Consider the following 15,596-nt stretch of genomic DNA (forward strand, 5'->3'; position numbering starts at 1 on the left):
AGCGCGCAGGAAATAGGGGGGTGGTCCCGACTGGGATCGAACCAGTGACCTTCCGCGTGTGAGGCGGACGCTCTCCCGCTGAGCTACGAGACCGGCAGGCCCGACCCCGAGAGGGTCGAACGACGTCGAAGACTAGCACGTACGAGGGTACCGGCCCGAATCGCCGAGGCCGTCTTGCTGGCGGTTCGCGGGCCTGGGGCCACTGCGCCGGCGGCCCGCGATCAAACACGCGATGGCGGTACGGGCCAGCGCTTCTCGGCCGGATGTCGTGAGTTACGGCTAGTCTGGTGGGTGACCCGAGCGGCGAGGCGACGACGCCGTCTCGGGATTTGTGCAGGTACGCCTGCGTGGACTATCGTCGTGCTTCGCGACGGGCGACGTGTCGTTCGTGGCGCGCGGATGTAGCGCAGTTGGTAGCGCATCACCTTGCCAAGGTGAGGGTCGCGGGTTCGAATCCCGTCATCCGCTCGAAGGTGCGGTGGCATCAACCCCAGCGGTGGAGTGGCCGAGTGGTGAGGCAACGGCCTGCAAAGCCGTGCACACGGGTTCGATTCCCGTCTCCACCTCAACGAAGGACCCCGGCGCGATTAGCTCAGCGGGAGAGCGCTTCCCTGACACGGAAGAGGTCACTGGTTCAATCCCAGTATCGCGCACCACAGTTTTTGCAGGTCAAGGCTATTTTTGCGTCCTGAACTGCCGGCGGCGCGGGCTATCTGCGGGCTAACGGTTCTTTCGGCGGGCTGATCCCGACGAGAGGAACTGCACGATGGGTGCTGAACCAAACCGCCCGACCGAAGCGCACACGAACACGGTTGAGCTGCTAATTCGTTACTGGCTGGACAGCCGAGTGTCCGATTACCCCACTACCCTAGATTTCGTGGCGGGATTGTTCGGCAGAAACAAGGTGCGCGAGCTGGCGCAGCAGATCAAGACGGACGACATCAAGTCGTATGTTGACCTGGTCCAGGCCTGGCTGGACGACTACCGCAACGGCTCGTTACGCGACGACAACGAGACCGATCGCGAGCAGCAGTACAACCAGGACTTCTTCATGAAGATCTTGGGTTACGTCGCCAAGCCAGTGGTTCCGTTCACGTTCACTCCGAAGGACAAGACATCGGTGAAGGGTGGACAGAAAGCCGACGCTGTCCTTCGCTTCAACGACCCGGCAGCCGGTATCGACATCGTGTCTGCCGTCGTGGAACTGAAGCCCGCCAACGTCGATCTTGATAAGCCTCAGCAGCGCGAGGGAAACCTGACCCCCGTTCAGCAGGCATTCAAGTACAAGCCCATGTACCCGTCGTGCCCATTCGTGGTCGTCAGCAACTTCTATGAGTTCCGGCTGTACAACAACAACCAGCTGGATTACGAGCGGTGGACCTTGGACGACCTGGTCGATCCCGAGGGCGACTACATCAAGTTCAAGTCGTGGTTTGTGCTGATGCGGGCCGACAACATGGTGTCGGCGACGGGTGTCTCCCCCACCGAAGCGCTGCTATCCCGCATCAGGCAGGAGCAGGAGGAGATCGGCAAGGAGTTCTACGCCGAGTATAAGGACGCTCGGATAGAGCTGCTTCAGGACATCTGGCGGAACAATCCGGCCACCCGCCACCAGTTCGACATCGCGATCCGGAAGGTCCAGACCATCATCGACCGGATTGTGTTCTCGTGCTTTGCCGAGGACAGAGGACTTCTTCCCGACAACGTCATCGGTCTCGTACTCGACCACGCCGAGCACTCACTCTTCGGCGAGTCCATTTTTGATCACTTCAAGCGATTCTTCCGTGCCGTCGATCAGGGCAACGAACCACTGGGCATCCCGACCGGCTACAACGGCGGACTCTTCGCGGAAGATGAGTGGATCGACTCGCTAAAGATCTCAGATGAGGCCATGCGGCGGTTGACGAGGCTGGGACGCTTCGACTTCCAAGAGGACCTCAGCGTCAACATCTTGGGACACATCTTCGAACAGTCAATTACCAACCTAGAAGAAATCCGTCGCAAGGTTCGAGATCAAGAAGACCTCGGAGAGTTAAAGAGCGACCCCGCCGGAGCCCGCCACCGTGAGGGGATTTACTACACACCGGACTACATCGTCCAGCATATCGTCGACAACACCCTCGGCAAATGGCTACACGAACGGGAGTTGGAGTGCCAAGCGAAACACGGCCTGACCGGTCGGTTGGGCGAAAAGGGCTACGAACAACGACAGCAACGGGCGTACTTGGAATACCTTGTAATCCTTCAAAGCGTCAGGGTACTGGATCTAGCCTGTGGCAGCGGCGCATTCTTGGTGTACGTCTTCGACTACCTATTGAAGGAGAACCAGCGGGTTAACTACATCCTGGGCAACATCTTCGAGGTTAATGAAGAATCGGTGCGAAAGATTCTCTCCGACAATATTTTCGGAGTTGATATCAATGAGGAATCTGTCGAGATCACCAAGCTGAGCCTCTGGCTGAAGACAGCGCAGAAGGGCAAGAAGCTAACCGCGCTTGATGACAACATTAAGTGCGGCAACTCGCTGGTAAGCGATCCTACTTCCACCGATAAGCCCTTCTCCTGGCCTGACGCATTCCCAAAGGTCATGAGCAATGGCGGGTTTGATGTTGTCGTTGGCAATCCGCCGTACGTCAGCGCGATCGAGATGACCAGACACTTACCGGATCGAGAGCGACGCCACATGCGAGCGGCATACGACACGGCCGTCGGCGCGGTCGACTTGTACGTCTACTTCTTCGAGCGCGGAATTGAGTTACTCAAGCCGGGAGGCAAGCTCGGCTACATCTCACCGAATCGTTGGCTGTCGATTGGCTATGGAGCAGCGCTCCGGAGATGGCTAATCGAGCACGTGCGCATCGAGTCAATCTTGAACGCGTCGGACACTCGTGTTTTCGAGGATGCCGCAACGTATCCCGTCGTCACGACCATGACAAAAGGCAAACCAGAGCGGCGCTATCGGATCATCGCTGGACATCTTCAAGAAAGGACTGCCGTACCGCTTGCGGTGCAACATGATTCGATGAAGCTGGCAGTCCTGCCCGAGAACATCATGGGTTTCCTGCTCAACGACAAATTGCCATTGACAGAGAAGATCTTCGAACAATCGGAACCACTTGACAGGGTGGGTGAAATCAACGCCACTTCGACGGCAGCGGAAGCCGACGAGTACGGGGCGCATGTGAGCGACACGACCGGCATCCGCATTATCAACACGGGCACAATCGATCCGTACGCCAGCATGTGGGGACTGCGCCAGTTCAGAAAGCAAGGCCGGACGTTCCTTGAGCCCTATCTGGACTTGTCCGAAGTAAGCGACCAACGACGCAAGCTTTATCAGTCACCCAAAATTATCTTCGCGAAGATCGCGTTACGAACCGAGGCGTTCTACGACGAAAACGGTGAGTACGCCTCAATTGACACCAATTGCATTCACTCCTTCAACGAGCAATTCCTCCCTGAATACGTTCTCGCATGGGTGAATTCGCGGTTATATAACTATGTCTTCAGCTGCCTGTTCGACGGGGCGCGAATGGAAGGTGGCTACCTCGGCTTCTCATCGCCGAATCTGCGGTGCACGCCAATCAAGCAGATAGCTCTGGAAGACCAAGAGCGGCTTGTCGTTCCGGCGAATCGGTTGCGCGAGCTTTACCGGGAACGCGCTGAGGCCGACGACTTCTTCAGGAAACTGATCAAGACGACCTTCGGCCTCACTACATGGCCGAACGCCAACATCCCCTGGTGGACGCTAGAAGCGACCGACTTCGTCCGCAATTTCCGGAGGCGCTTCACCACGGATCAAGTTGAAGATCTGATGGCAGCTCACAACCGTCACTCGAAGATCGTCGGTGACATGGTCACCGAAATCACGAAGCTGAACCAGCAGATCGACCGAAGCTTCTACAAATTATTCGGCTTGACCCGCCGTGAGGTGGGAATGGTCGAGGCTATGCCATTCAGCTATCTCTGATAAGGGGGCCGCTATCGGCGCGTCGGTCCGTCCCAGACAGTCAAGGGCTCGTCGGGCGTGACGATTGCTTCTTCCACTTTCCGCTGATCCTTCCCAGTCGGCCAAGACCTCGTGGAGCACCAGTCTGCCCTCGCGGCGCACCACAGCGCGTGTGCCCTGGTGGCCCACCACGGATCACTATCGCCACCAGGGGGTAGCCAACTTTCAGGATCGAAAGTCAACAGCTCCGGAGGCGGCATGCTGATCGCCGGTCGTTTGACGCGGTAGCCCACTACTTGCCTCCTCAGGTAGCGCTGTCTAGGACACCCTTAGGCAGCCCCAAACTGGCGACTAGCTTCGCCAACACCAACGACTGTTGCCGCGCCTCGACCGCCGCCGGGTGCACACGCGGGCCCTGATTTGAGTCGATAATTGCGCCGGTTTCGGCGACTTTGCGCCGCAATTCCGCGATTAGATCACGTGCCCTACAGGCCTCCTCAAGCAGCGCCAGTTCGGGCGGGTCGAGGTCGAAATCGGCGGTCACGGCGTCCCACAGACGTCGCCCGGCGGTGGCCAGGCCGCGCGGTCTACTGGTCATAGTGTCCTCTCAAGCGCCCGAATTCTCTGAATCCTCGGGGATAGAAATTCGCCTATGCCGTCGAGGTGCGGCGTGGCGGGACTGGGGGGTATCCCCCAGGGTGTTGCCTGGTGTCTTGCTGTGGGTGTGCCTGCGCAGCGGGCCCGACGCCTCCGGGTTGGTGTGCCGGGCCCGCTGGCGGCGCGGCGAGGCGGCTCTCCAGCGGGGAGAAAGGAAAAACCCGGCTGGTCGTGCCTGCCTTGCCGCTGCTTCATCGGGCGTGTCAGATCGCTACGTGGCCGATGCCGTGCTGGTTTTGGCGGCGGCGTTCGCCGGCGGCCTGGTGCTCGGCAACGATCGGCGCGGCAGCTTCGGCCGCCTCGGCGGCGCTTGGGTACCAGAGTTGGCCGCCGCGCTTGAGCCCGGTGATGAGCGTGTCGAGGACGTTGTCGCCGTGCAGATTGCGCACCTTGCGGGGCTCGCGCCAACGGGTGCAGTCGACGCCGTGCGGGCGCGGGTCGATCTCGGGCGGGGTGAGGTACACGTCGCGGAATTGGTACAGCTCGTTGAGCTGGCTGCCGGTGAGTTCTTTGTCGGCGACTAGGCGGGCGGCATCGGTTTTGCCTTCGCGGATCAGTGTGTCGAGGCGGGCGTCGCCGAGTTCGGCGATGCGTTCGAGCTTGCTGATGCAGTCGTCGGCGACCTCGGCCAGGGCAGCGTGGATTTCGTTGCGGCAGTCGAGGATCGCATCGAGCGCGTTGGCGGCGGCGGTGAGGCGGGCTTGTGCCCATGCGTCGCGGACGCGGCCGTGTGCGAGTTGGCGTAGTGCGAGCTGGTCGAGCTGATCGAGGCTGGCACCGTCGAGGACTGCGTCGTGCAGTGTGTGCGGCGATGGGTCAGGCACCGGGTTGGCTTCGATACGGTCGAGCAGTTCGACGGCTCGGGCGACGGGCTTAGGGAGGTCGACGTCGTGCTCGGCGAACTTTTTGAGGGCGGCGCGCAGCCGGTAGGGTGCGCCTTCGCGGCGGTTCCACATATGGTTGTCTCCGTTTACTTTTGGCGGTTGGCGGGGTTGCCGTATTCGCGTAGCGCGGCGGCTGCGGATTCCTTGGTGGCTCGGCCTCGGCGGTCTGCGCCTCGGGCGCGGCGCAGCGCTGCGGCGGCGCGGGCTTTCGGGTCTGTCGGTTCGGGCGGCGGGCGTAGCCGCGCGAGCAGCGTGTCGACGTCTTGTTCGCTCATGTCGGCGATCTGCTGCTCGACTTCGGGCGGTAGTTGTGTCATGCGTCAATCTCCTTGTGGTTCCTCATGGCTTGGATCGTTGCGGCTGGGAACATCCAGCGGCCGTGGATTTTTTGGCCGCCGAGCGCCTGGGCGCGGCGCTGCACCGTGCGGTGGTCGACGTCGAGCAGTTCTGCGGCGCGGCCGGTGGTGATCCAGTCATGCTGCAAGTCTTGCAGGCGGCCACCCGAAACCTGTCGTGTAGGCGACTCGACATGTGTTGTGCGGTGGACCGTTTCGAGGCGGCGCAGCAGCGCAATTACGGGTTGCGGTACTGGGCGGCCCGCTGCTGCGTGGCCGCGCCGGTAGGCGTCGACGGCGTGCAGGGCGGCGCGGACTTCGTCGCGGGTCAACCCGACGGCGACGGCGGCGGCCTGGTCCTCGCGGTCGGCGGCTGGGCGGGTCATGTCGCGTTCCTCGACGTCGTCGGCCGGTCCTCGCCGTCGCCGACGGCGGCGAGCTGCTTGACGTAGCGGCGCGGGTAAAAGCTCTCGCGGCGCTTGCCGTAGGCGATGGTGCAGCGCGGGCCGCCGCCACCGGCGCGGACTTTCGCGGCGGTCGTGTCGTCGACGGGCTGTGGGTCGAATAGTTTGAGTTCTTGGCCGCGCCAGACACGCCCGAGTCCGTCGATGCGGTCGACGCTGCGCACGCGGCGGCCATCGGCGCTGACTTGGTGGTGGGGGTATCCGTCGATCGGCAGCCAGTCGGTCACGATGCGCCTCCGCGTGGCATGAGTGCGGCGACGCCGACGGTGGCGAGGCCGCGGCGGGCGACGGCCGCCGGGTCGGCGAGGCGGGCGAGCTGCTCGACCTCGGGGTCGTAGTTGTCGTCGGCCGCCGGGCCGCCGGTTGTAGATGGAGATGTCATCGACTTCTGTGCCCGGCGGCGGCCGCCGGTGGAGGTGGTCATGGCTGGGGTTCCTTCGCTTTCTTTTCGCTAGCTGATTGGTGCCGTCGGGGAAGGGGGGTTTTGGCCTCCGATTCGACGCCGTCGGTGTTTGCTGGCGGGCTGTTGAGTGAAGCAGCAGCCGGGGCCGCAGGGTGACGGCTTCCCAGTCGTGCCCAGTCGTGCCCTCAGTCGGGCCCACACACATGGGAGGGCACGAGTGGCACGACTGGACTGACCAGGCAGTATGTACTTAGATTTTGAGTCAAGAGCCCAGTCGTGCCCTGTGTGAGCGTCTGGGCCCGACTGAGGGACCGACTGGATTGCTGGCCTGCGCCCGGCGGCTGTCATTGGGCGGCCTTCCGTAGCGACCAGAATGTGCGCGACGGCACTTCGCGGGTGCGTTCGATGTGCACGCCGATCCGGTGCCCGGCGGTCCGCAACATCTTCGCGCTGAATCCGAGTTCGGCGGCCGCCGCCAGCACGTCCTCGCGTGGTACGCGCCCGGTGGCCGCTAGGTAGCCCTTGAGCCATTTCTTGCACTCGTCGGTGCCTGAGCGGGTGTGGCTGCTGCGTTCGGCGATCAGCAGCTCGCGCACGGTCGTTTCGGTGGGGCCGATCAGTTCGAAGCGGGCTACGTCGTCGGTGTTGCCGTCGTCGAGTTTCACGCGGTGGCTGCCGATCCGGTAGGCGAGCGACAGGTCTTCGAATCCGGCCGAGTTTTTCGCTTGCGACATGACGCGGGTGCCGTCGTCGGCTTCACGATCAATTGCGAATCCGAATACGCAGCGCGCTAATTCTCCGAATGCTGACGATCCGGTGATGGATGCGACAACGTCGCCTGTCGGTGCTTTTGTCATGTGGCAGATGCCTACGACGGTGCCGTCGATCGCTTCGGCGATGCGTACCCAGGGGTCGAGGTAGTCGCGTACTTCGTTGTTGCGGTTTATGTCTGCGTCGCCGGTGATGGTGCCCATCAGCGGGTCGAGGAACACCGCGCGAATGTTTTTGGCGGTGAACATTTTGGCGAGGGCGGCCTCGTCGGTGATTGAGCGGATGCGTGCGGGGTCGCCGTTGCGTTCGATGAAGTAGACGCGGTCCATGTCTGCACCGGCGGCTTTGAGTGACGGCGCGACGGTGTAGTGCCATGCTTCCTCAGTGGCGATGTAGGCGACGTTGACGGGTTGGCCTTCCCAGCAGCCCGGCAGGGTGCCTTGCGTCCATCCTGCGGCGAACCAGCGGGCTGCAGTGGACTTCCCGGCGGCCGGTCTGCCGCCGAACAGGGTGATTGCGGCTTTGAGGATGCGGCCCCGGCCGTCGTATTCCCACACCCAGTCTGCTTTCCGCGTGTGGACGGTGGAGGCCTTCACGAGCCGCATTTCTGCGGTCGACTCGGCCGCCAGTTCGAGTCCGGCGGTGACTGCGGCTTGCGCGGCCGGGTTGGCGTTGTACAGGTCGAGCGGATGCTGGCGGGTGTTGCGCCCGGTGAGCGCGTCGACGGCTTCGTGTTGGGTCATGTGATCCTCGCTGGATGGTGCTGGGACACCGGGGCCGCCCGTGTGCCAGTGATCGAAGCACGGGTAGGCGATGTGTTGCCCGTGGTCGATGTGGTCGTTGATGTAGTCGATCCAGTCGGCGCGGTCGGCCTGGTACGCCGCGATTTCGTCAGCGGTTGCTGCCTCGGCGGCGCAGAGGAGCCGTGTCGCGGGGTGTCCGGTATGGTCTGTCATGCGTAGGCATTCCGATCTCCTGGTGTGGGGAGGGGTTTGCTTTTTATGGGTGGATCGCCGCCGGGCCCTGGTGTTGTGCCCGGCGGCGATCGCCGTTTCAGGCTGCCGGGATGGGTTCAAGCAGCTGCTCGACGTCGGCGCGGCGCAGCCGGATTGAGCGGCCGTCGCGGACGCGGTAGGCGGTGATCCGGCCTTCGGCGATCCATAGCCGCACTGAGCGGTCGGTTACCTGTAGTTCGTCGGCGACCTGGGCTACGGTCATCCATTTGGGTTGAGTTTGCTTGCGGGACATCGGTTTTCCCCTTCTTGGGTTTGGGGTCGACCGGGCATAAAAATTGGGGCCGGTCGACACACGTGTTTCCTGGTGTGTCGCCCGGCCCCGATGAGCACACCGCCCCCGAACCCGGTGTCACCGCGAACCGCGCCATATGTAGCTGTTGCGGCGCTGCTGGTCAAATGCTTGGCAGGTGTTTTCGCGTCCCTAGTCGGGGTGTCGCTAGGCGGCACGGCCTGCTGCTGAAAATGAAGTGTACTACATGTTTTCCGCGCACATGATTGTGAAACCTGTTGTGTATCAACACTTCGTGTAGGCAGGTCTACACGCCGGTGTTGACCAGCCTCGACAGCAGCTCGGCTATCTCCCGGTCGCGGCCCTGCGCGGCGTGCTGGTAGCGCATCGCCGCCGCCGGGGTTGAGTGCCCGAGCCGCGCCATCAGTTCGGCCAGCGTCGCACCCGTAGAGGCGGCCAGCACCGCCCCTGAGTGCCGCAAATCATGGAAACGTAGGTCGGGCCGCCCGGCGGCTTCACGCGCCGCATAGAACCGCCTGTAGAGCGACGCCGGGGCGAGGTGGCCGCCGTGCTGGGCGGGGAATAGCAGCGCGTCGCCACCGGGGCCGACATGGCGGTCCAGGTGCTCGACGACGGCGGGCAACAGGTGCGGCGGCACATGCACATCGCGCACACCAGCATCGGACTTGGGAGTTGTCACCTTGAACTGGCCGCCGGTGCGTACCACGGCGCGCTCCACGCGTATCACTCCGGCGGCCGGGTCGACGTCTCGGCGGCGTAGCTCGGTCAGCTCACCGAAACGCAGCGCGCACCACGACGCGAGCAAAACCATCACCCGATACTGGTCGGGCATCGCGTCGGTGAGCGCGGCCAGCTCGTCGAGCGTCGCGGGCCGAATCCGATGCACTCGTTTCGCTGAACCCGCGCCGCGAATCACGCACGGGTTAGCGGGGATTCGGCCGTCACCGGCTGCTGTGCCCATGATCGTCCGCAGAAGCCCGTAGGCGTGGGCGCGCAGCGTCGGCGTCTCGTCACCCATCGCCGAGTGCCAGCGGCGAACGTCGTCGGCGGTGATCGACGCCAGCGGCAGCGCGCCGAGCGGCGGGAGAATCTGCGTGTCGAGCAGCCGCCGGTAATGCTCGCGGGTGCGGTCCTTGAGTTGGCGGTGTTCGAGCCACCGCTCGGCGTACGCGGCGAGTGTGAGTTTGCGCCTGGGCGACGGCGTCCCGGCGGCCGCCGTGGGGGGCTCCCACACCTTGCGCACTATGTCGGCGTGCTGCAGTGCGAGCCAGGCGCGGGCGTCGCGCTTCGTCAGGAACAGGGTGGGGGCGCTGTGGCGGCGGCCGTCGGGGCCGTAGTAGCGGGCCCTGTAGCGGCCGCTGCGCTCCTTTTCGACCGAGCCAAACACACCAGGCTTGCGGGCCACCGGGCGACCTCCTGCGGGCTATATGCGGGCTATCAGAGCATACCGGCGTGCCGCTAGCTTCCGCTACGTTCCGGCTGTACTGTGTGGAGTTAGCGCAGGTCAATGCCGATTTGCGCTGGTCAACAACGTGATATCAGCAAACTGATTGAACTGGTTCAATCCCAGTATCGCGCACCACAGTTTGTGCAGGTCAAGTTACGTTTCTAGAGTCGGCGTTATCACGAACGGCCCGCCTGGGATGGAGGGGCTTCGCTTCTCAGCCTGGCCAAGACGATAGCTAGGACGCCGCTAGCCGAGTGAATCCCAGAAATCCCTGAGCACCGCCGCGCCGCGGGCCGGATCCTCCACCATCCACCAGTGGCCCAGTCCGTCGAGCACTTCGGTGCGGGCTCCCGCTCGCTCCGCCGCCCGGCCCCGGTTTTCGGTCGAGCCAATGTAGGGGTCGTCGGTGGCCAGCAGCGAAAGGCCCGGTTTGGCCGCCGCGTTCTCCAGGTCACGGCCGGCCTCCGCCATAGCGGGTTGTGCAGCCGAGCGATACAGCTGCAGGATCGCCCGCCCCATCTCCGGACCCTGAGCCGGGGCGATCTTCATCGCGATGTCCAGCGGTATGCCGAACGTGGCCATCCGTTCGGCCCTGTCTTGGACGCTGCCGCCCAGCAGCTCGTCGACAAGCTTCTCCCCCTCGACCGGCGTCTGCCACACCCGAGCCAGGTCATGCCACACGTATTCGGGGTCGAACAACCCGACCACATCGCTTGCCCAGCTGCGCACCAGTTCCGGACGATGCATCACCACGTTCACCACATGCCCGCCGCCCCAGTCGTGCCCGACGAGGTCGACCGGCTCGCCGATGCCCTCCAACTCGTCTTCGAGCCAGTCGCGGTAGGCAAGGTAGGTCGCCGGGAACCCGGCGGGCAACGGCGCACCGAAGCCGGGTGGTGACAGGCACACCACGTCGTCGCGTCCCAGGGCATCGATCAGCGGGCCCCAGATCGCGTCGGTTTCTGGATTACCGTGCACCAGAACGACAGTCATGACCGCCATCCTCGCACGCGGCCGCCGCGTGAGGACGTGTTTGGCTGCGGCCCATCGCTGCGCCGCGAGGGGTGCTCACCGCGGCTTCGCTGCCGGACGGTCGCTCCAGAAAGCGCCGGGGTCACGGCGTTACGCCGTCCACGACACCCGCCACCACAGCTGACTCGGGCTGCGGAGCGCGGCGGTGACGTTGGTTGACGGCCGCAACACGGTAGAGGAACGACGGGTCGAAGAGGCGGGATGGCGGCTCGACCAGCCCGACAACTGCAAAGAACCGGGCATGGATCACGGGATCGTTTTCGCAGGCAGTCAGCACCCACTCGGAGAACCGGTTCGCAAGCCGCATCGCACGGGTCCGTCGTCCTTCGACCTCGGGAAAGGCCAGATCAGACCCTGCGGCCAGTCGCCAGGCCACCCCGATCGATTTCGCCGCCGCCCGAAAGTAGCGTCGCGGCAGCCCGACGGTGCCGCGGCGCAACGCGTCGCGCAACGCGAGAGCGTCCATCGCCGCCACCGACATGCCTTGGCCGTAAACCGGATTGAAGCTGCACATCGCATCACCGGTGACCACGAGCCCGTCGGGGAAGCGCCGCATCTTGTCGTAGCGCCGCCACTGGCTCGACGGCAGCCGGTGTTGCACCACCGGGGCTATGGGTTCACCTGCCTGCACGGCCGCCAGCAGGTGCGCGGGGGTGTAGTCCCGGGCGAAGGCCACCATGCCGGCCAGATCGCGGGGTGGTTGGTGCCCAGCCATCCCGAAGACCGTGAAGATCCAGGCGTTGTTCTCATAGCCGAGCAGAAACGCTCCCGACGGCCTGCCAGGAGCCGCGCCGATGAGCATCATCATCTCCTTCACAGTCCCCGGCGGTATCCGCAGCATCTGGCTCACGTATGTGGTGTGCGTGACGATGTGGTCCTCAGCCGGTCGCCCGTACCCGAGGCTTTCCAACAAGGCCGGCGTGTGGGCAGCACGGCCCATGGCATCGACCACGAGATCGGCCGTCAGCTCCTTCTCGACACCATTGTCTCGCTGCACCACCCGAACGCCGGTGACCCGCTTATGATCTGGCGTTGCGGTCAGCTCGGCCACGTCGTAACCGTCGACGATCGTCACATTGTCGATAGCGCGCAGCCGTCGTCGGACATGGCACTCCAACAGCGGCCTGCTCGCCTGATACATCGCGTCCGCCTTGGGATCGATGACGGCTTTGCCGGATCGTGGCATCACGTGCCCGTTAAGGGAGACGTAAAGCCGGGAGTATTCGGCGTCGTCCCAAACCGGAGCACCGTCGGCGACCAATTCATCGAGAATCCCCGGGAACAGCTCATCCAACGTCTTCGCGCCCCGCGCCAGCAGGGCATGGACATGGCGGCCCTGCGGCACCCCTCGCCTGTTGGCCGGTTTGTCGGGCAGCACATCACGCTCGACGACCATGACGCTCCGATAGCAGTCGGCCAACACCCTGGCCGCGAGCAGTCCGCTCATGCTCGCCCCCAGCACCACCGCGCGCTCTCCGAGTACAGCCATCCCGACTCCTCACCTCATCGAAGCCGGAATCGCGGCGCACCCCTTGAAACGGACGGCTGTTCCCGCCGCGAGTCCGGCGGTTAGAAGTATTTGGCTGCACCGATGGGGTGCCTAGAGTAATTGACTACTCGATATTCCCAGGGCCTCCGCAATCGGCGCTCGACCAGCGGGCGTTTTCTGTGACTCAGCGCCTCACCCAGACATAAAGTTGGCTCACGTTGCGGGAGGGGCGTGCCCGTGGACAGAGGGTGGGCTGAGGTGTCGGATTGGCCTTTCGTCGGCCGCGCTACGGAGTTCGGTCGGGCGATCGACGCTGTGCGGCCAGGCTCTGGGTTTCGTGGCGTGGTGTTGGTGGGTGACGCCGGGGTCGGCAAGACAACGCTTGCGCGGGCAATCGCCGAGGCGCTGGAATCGGACGGGCTCGCACCGCGGTTTGCGCTCGGCACCGACACGGGGCGGGCGGTGCCGCTGGGCGCGTTCCACCGTACGTTGGAGGTTGAGAATCCCCACGAGCCTGCGGTGATGCTGGCCGCCGCCCATCGCGCCTTGGGGCATGAACACAACGTGGTGCTTGTGGTCGATGATGCGCATTTGCTTGATCCGTTGTCGGCGTTACTCGTTCAGCAGCTCGCCACCAGGGGTGCCGCGCCGTTGATCGTGACGGCCAGATCGGGAGAGGACGTTCCTGACGCGGTGACCGCGCTGTGGAAGGAGCGACTGCTGTTGCGCGTCGATCTGCATGCGTTCGGCCGCGCCCAGACTCAGGAGCTGCTTGGCACGGTGCTCGGCGACGAGATCGACAGCAGCGTGGTTGACCACTTACAGGATCTCACCGGCGGAAGCCCGCTTGTACTGCGAGGTTTGATCGACACCGCGCGCGAGGACGGTACGTTCGTGCGCCAGGGTGGACGGTGGCGGCTCCACGGCCGGCCGCGAGTAGACGCGGATCTGGGTGAGCTCATCCAGGCCCGACTGGCCGATCTATCGCCAGATGAGTTCGAGGTGCTCGAGCTCGTCTCGACGGCTGAGGTGTTGGACTGGAACGTTCTTCGTAGCCTGTGCGACGCCGCGGTGATCGCGCGGACCGAACGCAGCGGTGCGATTCAGTTCGTCGATGACGGATTACACACCATGGTCCGGCCAGGTCATCCGATCTTCGGGGAGGTGATCCGCGAACGCTGCGGAGCAGAACGGATCCGCCAGCTGAACACGATACTGGCTCAAGGCGTTTCGGATGCCTTGCGCACAGATGCGACGCACGCCAGTTCCCTCGGGGCCGACGTGCGCAGCCGGATCCAGTTGGCTCGGTTCATGATGCTCAGCAATACGACGCCGGATCTGGAGTTGATCACTGATGCAGCGGCCGGGGCAATGACGATGTCACATCTGGATCTCGCTGAAGACCTCGCGCGCTTCGCCTTTGATCACGGCGGCGGCCTGCCATCGGCGATCGTGCTGGCCGACGCCATCAGTTGGCAGGGCCGAGGGCAGGAGGCCGAGGCGATTCTCGCCTCCTTTGATCCCGACGGCGCTGATGCATCGATCACGGTGCGTTGGGGATGCTTGCGGGGGGCGAACCTGTTCTTCGGCTGCGGAGACGCCGATTCAGCGAAAGCGGTGCTGGCCACTGTGCGCGAGCGGGTGGAATCGCCAGCGCTGCTGAGTTATGTCACCGCGATGGAGGTCACACTCGCCTTCTTCGGCGGCGAGGTACCCACGGCGATCCGCCTCGGGCGAGCCGTGCTCGCCACGGAAATGGTCCCGATGGCCACGGTGTGGGCGGCCATGGCCACCGCCGCGGCGCTGTCGCTGTCGGGACAGTTCGCAGACGTTGGCCCGATTGCCCAGCAGGGCCTGCAAGCGGCCCGACACTGTGAATCCGGACCGCAGCGCTACAGCATCGGCCTGGCCGAGGTGCTCGCATTCACCGCGACGGGCGATCTGGATGCCGCCGAGCACACATGTGAACGCTATTCGGCGATGACGGGTGGTGTGCTGCAGGCCGAGGCGATCGTCAACGCCCTGGCCGGCCGGGTGAACCTCGCGCGAGGACGGATTCCGGCCGCATGCGACGCGCTGCAGACGTCGCTGTGGACAATGTCGGAGTCACTGCCCCCGGGCTGGGTGATGCTGGTCGCCGCATGGCTGACCCAGGCAGAAGCGGCCCGCGGCAACGCCGAAGAGGCGACGGCGGCGCTTGCGCGGGCCGAGGGCGCCAACGGCCCACAGGTCGATGTGTTCGTGCCGGAGTTGGAGCTGGCGCGGTCGTGGCAGCGTGCCTGTGTTGGAGAAACGACCACCGCGCGCGACCACGCGCTGCGTGCCGCCCAGACGGCGCGCATGAGAGGGATGCATGCGGTGGAAATGTCCGCCCTGCACACCGCGGTCCGTTTCGGCGACCGGTCACAGTCCACCCGGCTTCGTCAACTCGCCGCCCAACTGGACAATCCCTTGGCCGCCGCGATCGCGACGCACAGTAGCGGATTGGCTGAGCACGACGGTGACCGGCTAGACGCCGCTGCCGACCAATTCGAGCACCTCGGTGCCGCCGCGATGGCCGCGGACGCCCGGGCTCACGCCGCAAGCGAACACGCCCGGGCGGGCGCACGGGCCAACGAGCTCGAGTCCATCACGCGTGCTCACTGGCTGGCCCGCCGCAACGGCCTCCGAAGCCCGGCCGTGGCGGCGATTGAAGACGCGCTACCGATCTCCGACCGCGAACAGGAAATTGCCGTGCTGGTGGGCGAGGGTCTGACCAATCGCGAGATCGCCGAACGGCTCGAACTGTCGGTGCGCACTGTCGATAGCCACCTGTATCGGATCTTTGCCAAGCTGGGCATCGGCGACCGCGACCAGCTCGCTCGATTGGTTCGCATCCGCCGTGCGACCTGACCACGCA

Annotated in this window: 13 protein-coding genes and 4 tRNA genes; 6 read left to right on the plus strand and 11 right to left on the minus strand. The window is 64.4% G+C overall.

Features of this window, described 5'->3' with window-relative positions; all coding sequences use genetic code 11:
- Positions 1 to 21 precede the first annotated feature (21 nt).
- Positions 22 to 93: transfer RNA gene (locus tag G6N28_RS26425), tRNA-Val, on the minus strand.
- Positions 94 to 395: 302 nt separating this feature from the next.
- Between G6N28_RS26425 and G6N28_RS26430 the strand changes: the two genes are divergently transcribed.
- The 4 genes from G6N28_RS26430 to G6N28_RS26445 all read left to right on the plus strand — a co-directional run bounded on the left by G6N28_RS26430 (position 396) and on the right by G6N28_RS26445 (position 3,970).
- Positions 396 to 468 (plus strand) — tRNA-Gly (locus G6N28_RS26430).
- 27 nt (positions 469 to 495) lie between these two features.
- Positions 496 to 566, plus strand: a tRNA-Cys gene (locus G6N28_RS26435).
- A gap of 15 nt (positions 567 to 581) precedes the next feature.
- Positions 582 to 656 (plus strand) — tRNA-Val (locus G6N28_RS26440).
- Positions 657 to 766: 110 nt separating this feature from the next.
- Complete coding sequence (locus tag G6N28_RS26445; RefSeq protein WP_163905570.1) at positions 767 to 3,970, plus strand: Eco57I restriction-modification methylase domain-containing protein; 3,204 nt, start codon at positions 767 to 769, stop codon at positions 3,968 to 3,970.
- 283 nt (positions 3,971 to 4,253) lie between these two features.
- Here the strand turns inward: G6N28_RS26445 and G6N28_RS26450 are convergent, their stop codons facing one another.
- From G6N28_RS26450 to G6N28_RS26460, 3 genes are all read right to left on the minus strand, one after another.
- Positions 4,254 to 4,547, minus strand: coding sequence for a P27 family phage terminase small subunit (locus G6N28_RS26450; RefSeq protein ID WP_163905571.1), 294 nt, complete (start codon positions 4,545 to 4,547; stop codon positions 4,254 to 4,256).
- Between the two features lie 262 nt (positions 4,548 to 4,809).
- Positions 4,810 to 5,562 carry a hypothetical protein gene (locus tag G6N28_RS26455; protein WP_163905572.1) on the minus strand — a complete coding sequence of 251 codons (753 nt, stop codon included), beginning with the start codon at positions 5,560 to 5,562 and terminating at the stop codon, positions 4,810 to 4,812.
- A gap of 14 nt (positions 5,563 to 5,576) precedes the next feature.
- Complete coding sequence (locus G6N28_RS26460) at positions 5,577 to 5,807, minus strand: hypothetical protein (protein ID WP_163905575.1); 231 nt, start codon at positions 5,805 to 5,807, stop codon at positions 5,577 to 5,579.
- 62 nt (positions 5,808 to 5,869) lie between these two features.
- Here G6N28_RS26460 and G6N28_RS26465 point away from each other — a divergent pair, with 62 nt between their 5' ends.
- Positions 5,870 to 6,277, plus strand: coding sequence for a hypothetical protein (locus tag G6N28_RS26465; RefSeq protein ID WP_163905577.1), 408 nt, complete (start codon positions 5,870 to 5,872; stop codon positions 6,275 to 6,277).
- Here G6N28_RS26465 and G6N28_RS26470 read toward each other — a convergent pair.
- The 7 genes from G6N28_RS26470 to G6N28_RS26500 form a co-directional block, all read right to left on the minus strand.
- Entirely contained in the window at positions 6,208 to 6,516 is a 309-nt protein-coding gene (locus G6N28_RS26470) for a hypothetical protein (RefSeq protein WP_163905580.1), read from the minus strand. The two genes, G6N28_RS26465 and G6N28_RS26470, sit on opposite strands and share 70 nt — an antisense overlap.
- Entirely contained in the window at positions 6,513 to 6,713 is a 201-nt protein-coding gene (locus G6N28_RS26475) for a hypothetical protein (protein ID WP_163905581.1), read from the minus strand. Before G6N28_RS26475 ends, G6N28_RS26470 begins: the two co-directional genes overlap by 4 nt.
- A 323-nt stretch (positions 6,714 to 7,036) precedes the next feature.
- Positions 7,037 to 8,539 carry an AAA family ATPase gene (locus G6N28_RS26480; protein ID WP_163905583.1) on the minus strand — a complete coding sequence of 501 codons (1,503 nt, stop codon included), beginning with the start codon at positions 8,537 to 8,539 and terminating at the stop codon, positions 7,037 to 7,039.
- The gene (locus G6N28_RS26485) at positions 8,517 to 8,681 is read right to left on the minus strand and encodes an excisionase family DNA-binding protein (protein ID WP_163905585.1); all 165 of its coding nucleotides are present in this window, start codon (positions 8,679 to 8,681) and stop codon (positions 8,517 to 8,519) included. The genes G6N28_RS26480 and G6N28_RS26485 overlap by 23 nt, the downstream gene beginning before the upstream one ends.
- A gap of 334 nt (positions 8,682 to 9,015) precedes the next feature.
- The gene (locus G6N28_RS26490; protein ID WP_163905587.1) at positions 9,016 to 10,134 is read right to left on the minus strand and encodes a tyrosine-type recombinase/integrase; all 1,119 of its coding nucleotides are present in this window, start codon (positions 10,132 to 10,134) and stop codon (positions 9,016 to 9,018) included.
- A gap of 288 nt (positions 10,135 to 10,422) precedes the next feature.
- A complete protein-coding gene (locus tag G6N28_RS26495) occupies positions 10,423 to 11,169 on the minus strand; it encodes an alpha/beta fold hydrolase (RefSeq protein WP_163905589.1) in 747 nt (248 codons plus the stop codon).
- A gap of 121 nt (positions 11,170 to 11,290) precedes the next feature.
- Complete coding sequence (locus tag G6N28_RS26500) at positions 11,291 to 12,697, minus strand: FAD-dependent oxidoreductase (RefSeq protein WP_170307921.1); 1,407 nt, start codon at positions 12,695 to 12,697, stop codon at positions 11,291 to 11,293.
- Between the two features lie 258 nt (positions 12,698 to 12,955).
- Between G6N28_RS26500 and G6N28_RS26505 the strand changes: the two genes are divergently transcribed.
- The gene (locus tag G6N28_RS26505; protein WP_163905591.1) at positions 12,956 to 15,589 is read left to right on the plus strand and encodes a helix-turn-helix transcriptional regulator; all 2,634 of its coding nucleotides are present in this window, start codon (positions 12,956 to 12,958) and stop codon (positions 15,587 to 15,589) included.
- Positions 15,590 to 15,596: the final 7 nt, after the last annotated feature.

The sequence above is a fragment of the Mycolicibacterium pulveris genome, from assembly GCF_010725725.1.
GTDB lineage: Bacteria > Actinomycetota > Actinomycetes > Mycobacteriales > Mycobacteriaceae > Mycobacterium > Mycobacterium pulveris.

Excerpts from the sequence above, each read along its gene's own strand:
- G6N28_RS26475 (WP_163905581.1), bottom strand. The coding sequence starts at position 6,713 with ATGACCACCTCCACCGGCGGCCGCCGCCGGGCACAGAAGTCGATGACA.
- G6N28_RS26485 (WP_163905585.1), bottom strand. The coding sequence starts at position 8,681 with ATGACCGTAGCCCAGGTCGCCGACGAACTACAGGTAACCGACCGCTCA.
- G6N28_RS26500 (WP_170307921.1), bottom strand. The coding sequence starts at position 12,697 with ATGGCTGTACTCGGAGAGCGCGCGGTGGTGCTGGGGGCGAGCATGAGC.
- G6N28_RS26455 (WP_163905572.1), bottom strand. The coding sequence starts at position 5,562 with ATGTGGAACCGCCGCGAAGGCGCACCCTACCGGCTGCGCGCCGCCCTC.
- G6N28_RS26450 (WP_163905571.1), bottom strand. The coding sequence starts at position 4,547 with ATGACCAGTAGACCGCGCGGCCTGGCCACCGCCGGGCGACGTCTGTGG.
- G6N28_RS26445 (WP_163905570.1), top strand. The coding sequence starts at position 767 with ATGGGTGCTGAACCAAACCGCCCGACCGAAGCGCACACGAACACGGTT.
- G6N28_RS26460 (WP_163905575.1), bottom strand. The coding sequence starts at position 5,807 with ATGACACAACTACCGCCCGAAGTCGAGCAGCAGATCGCCGACATGAGC.
- G6N28_RS26495 (WP_163905589.1), bottom strand. The coding sequence starts at position 11,169 with ATGACTGTCGTTCTGGTGCACGGTAATCCAGAAACCGACGCGATCTGG.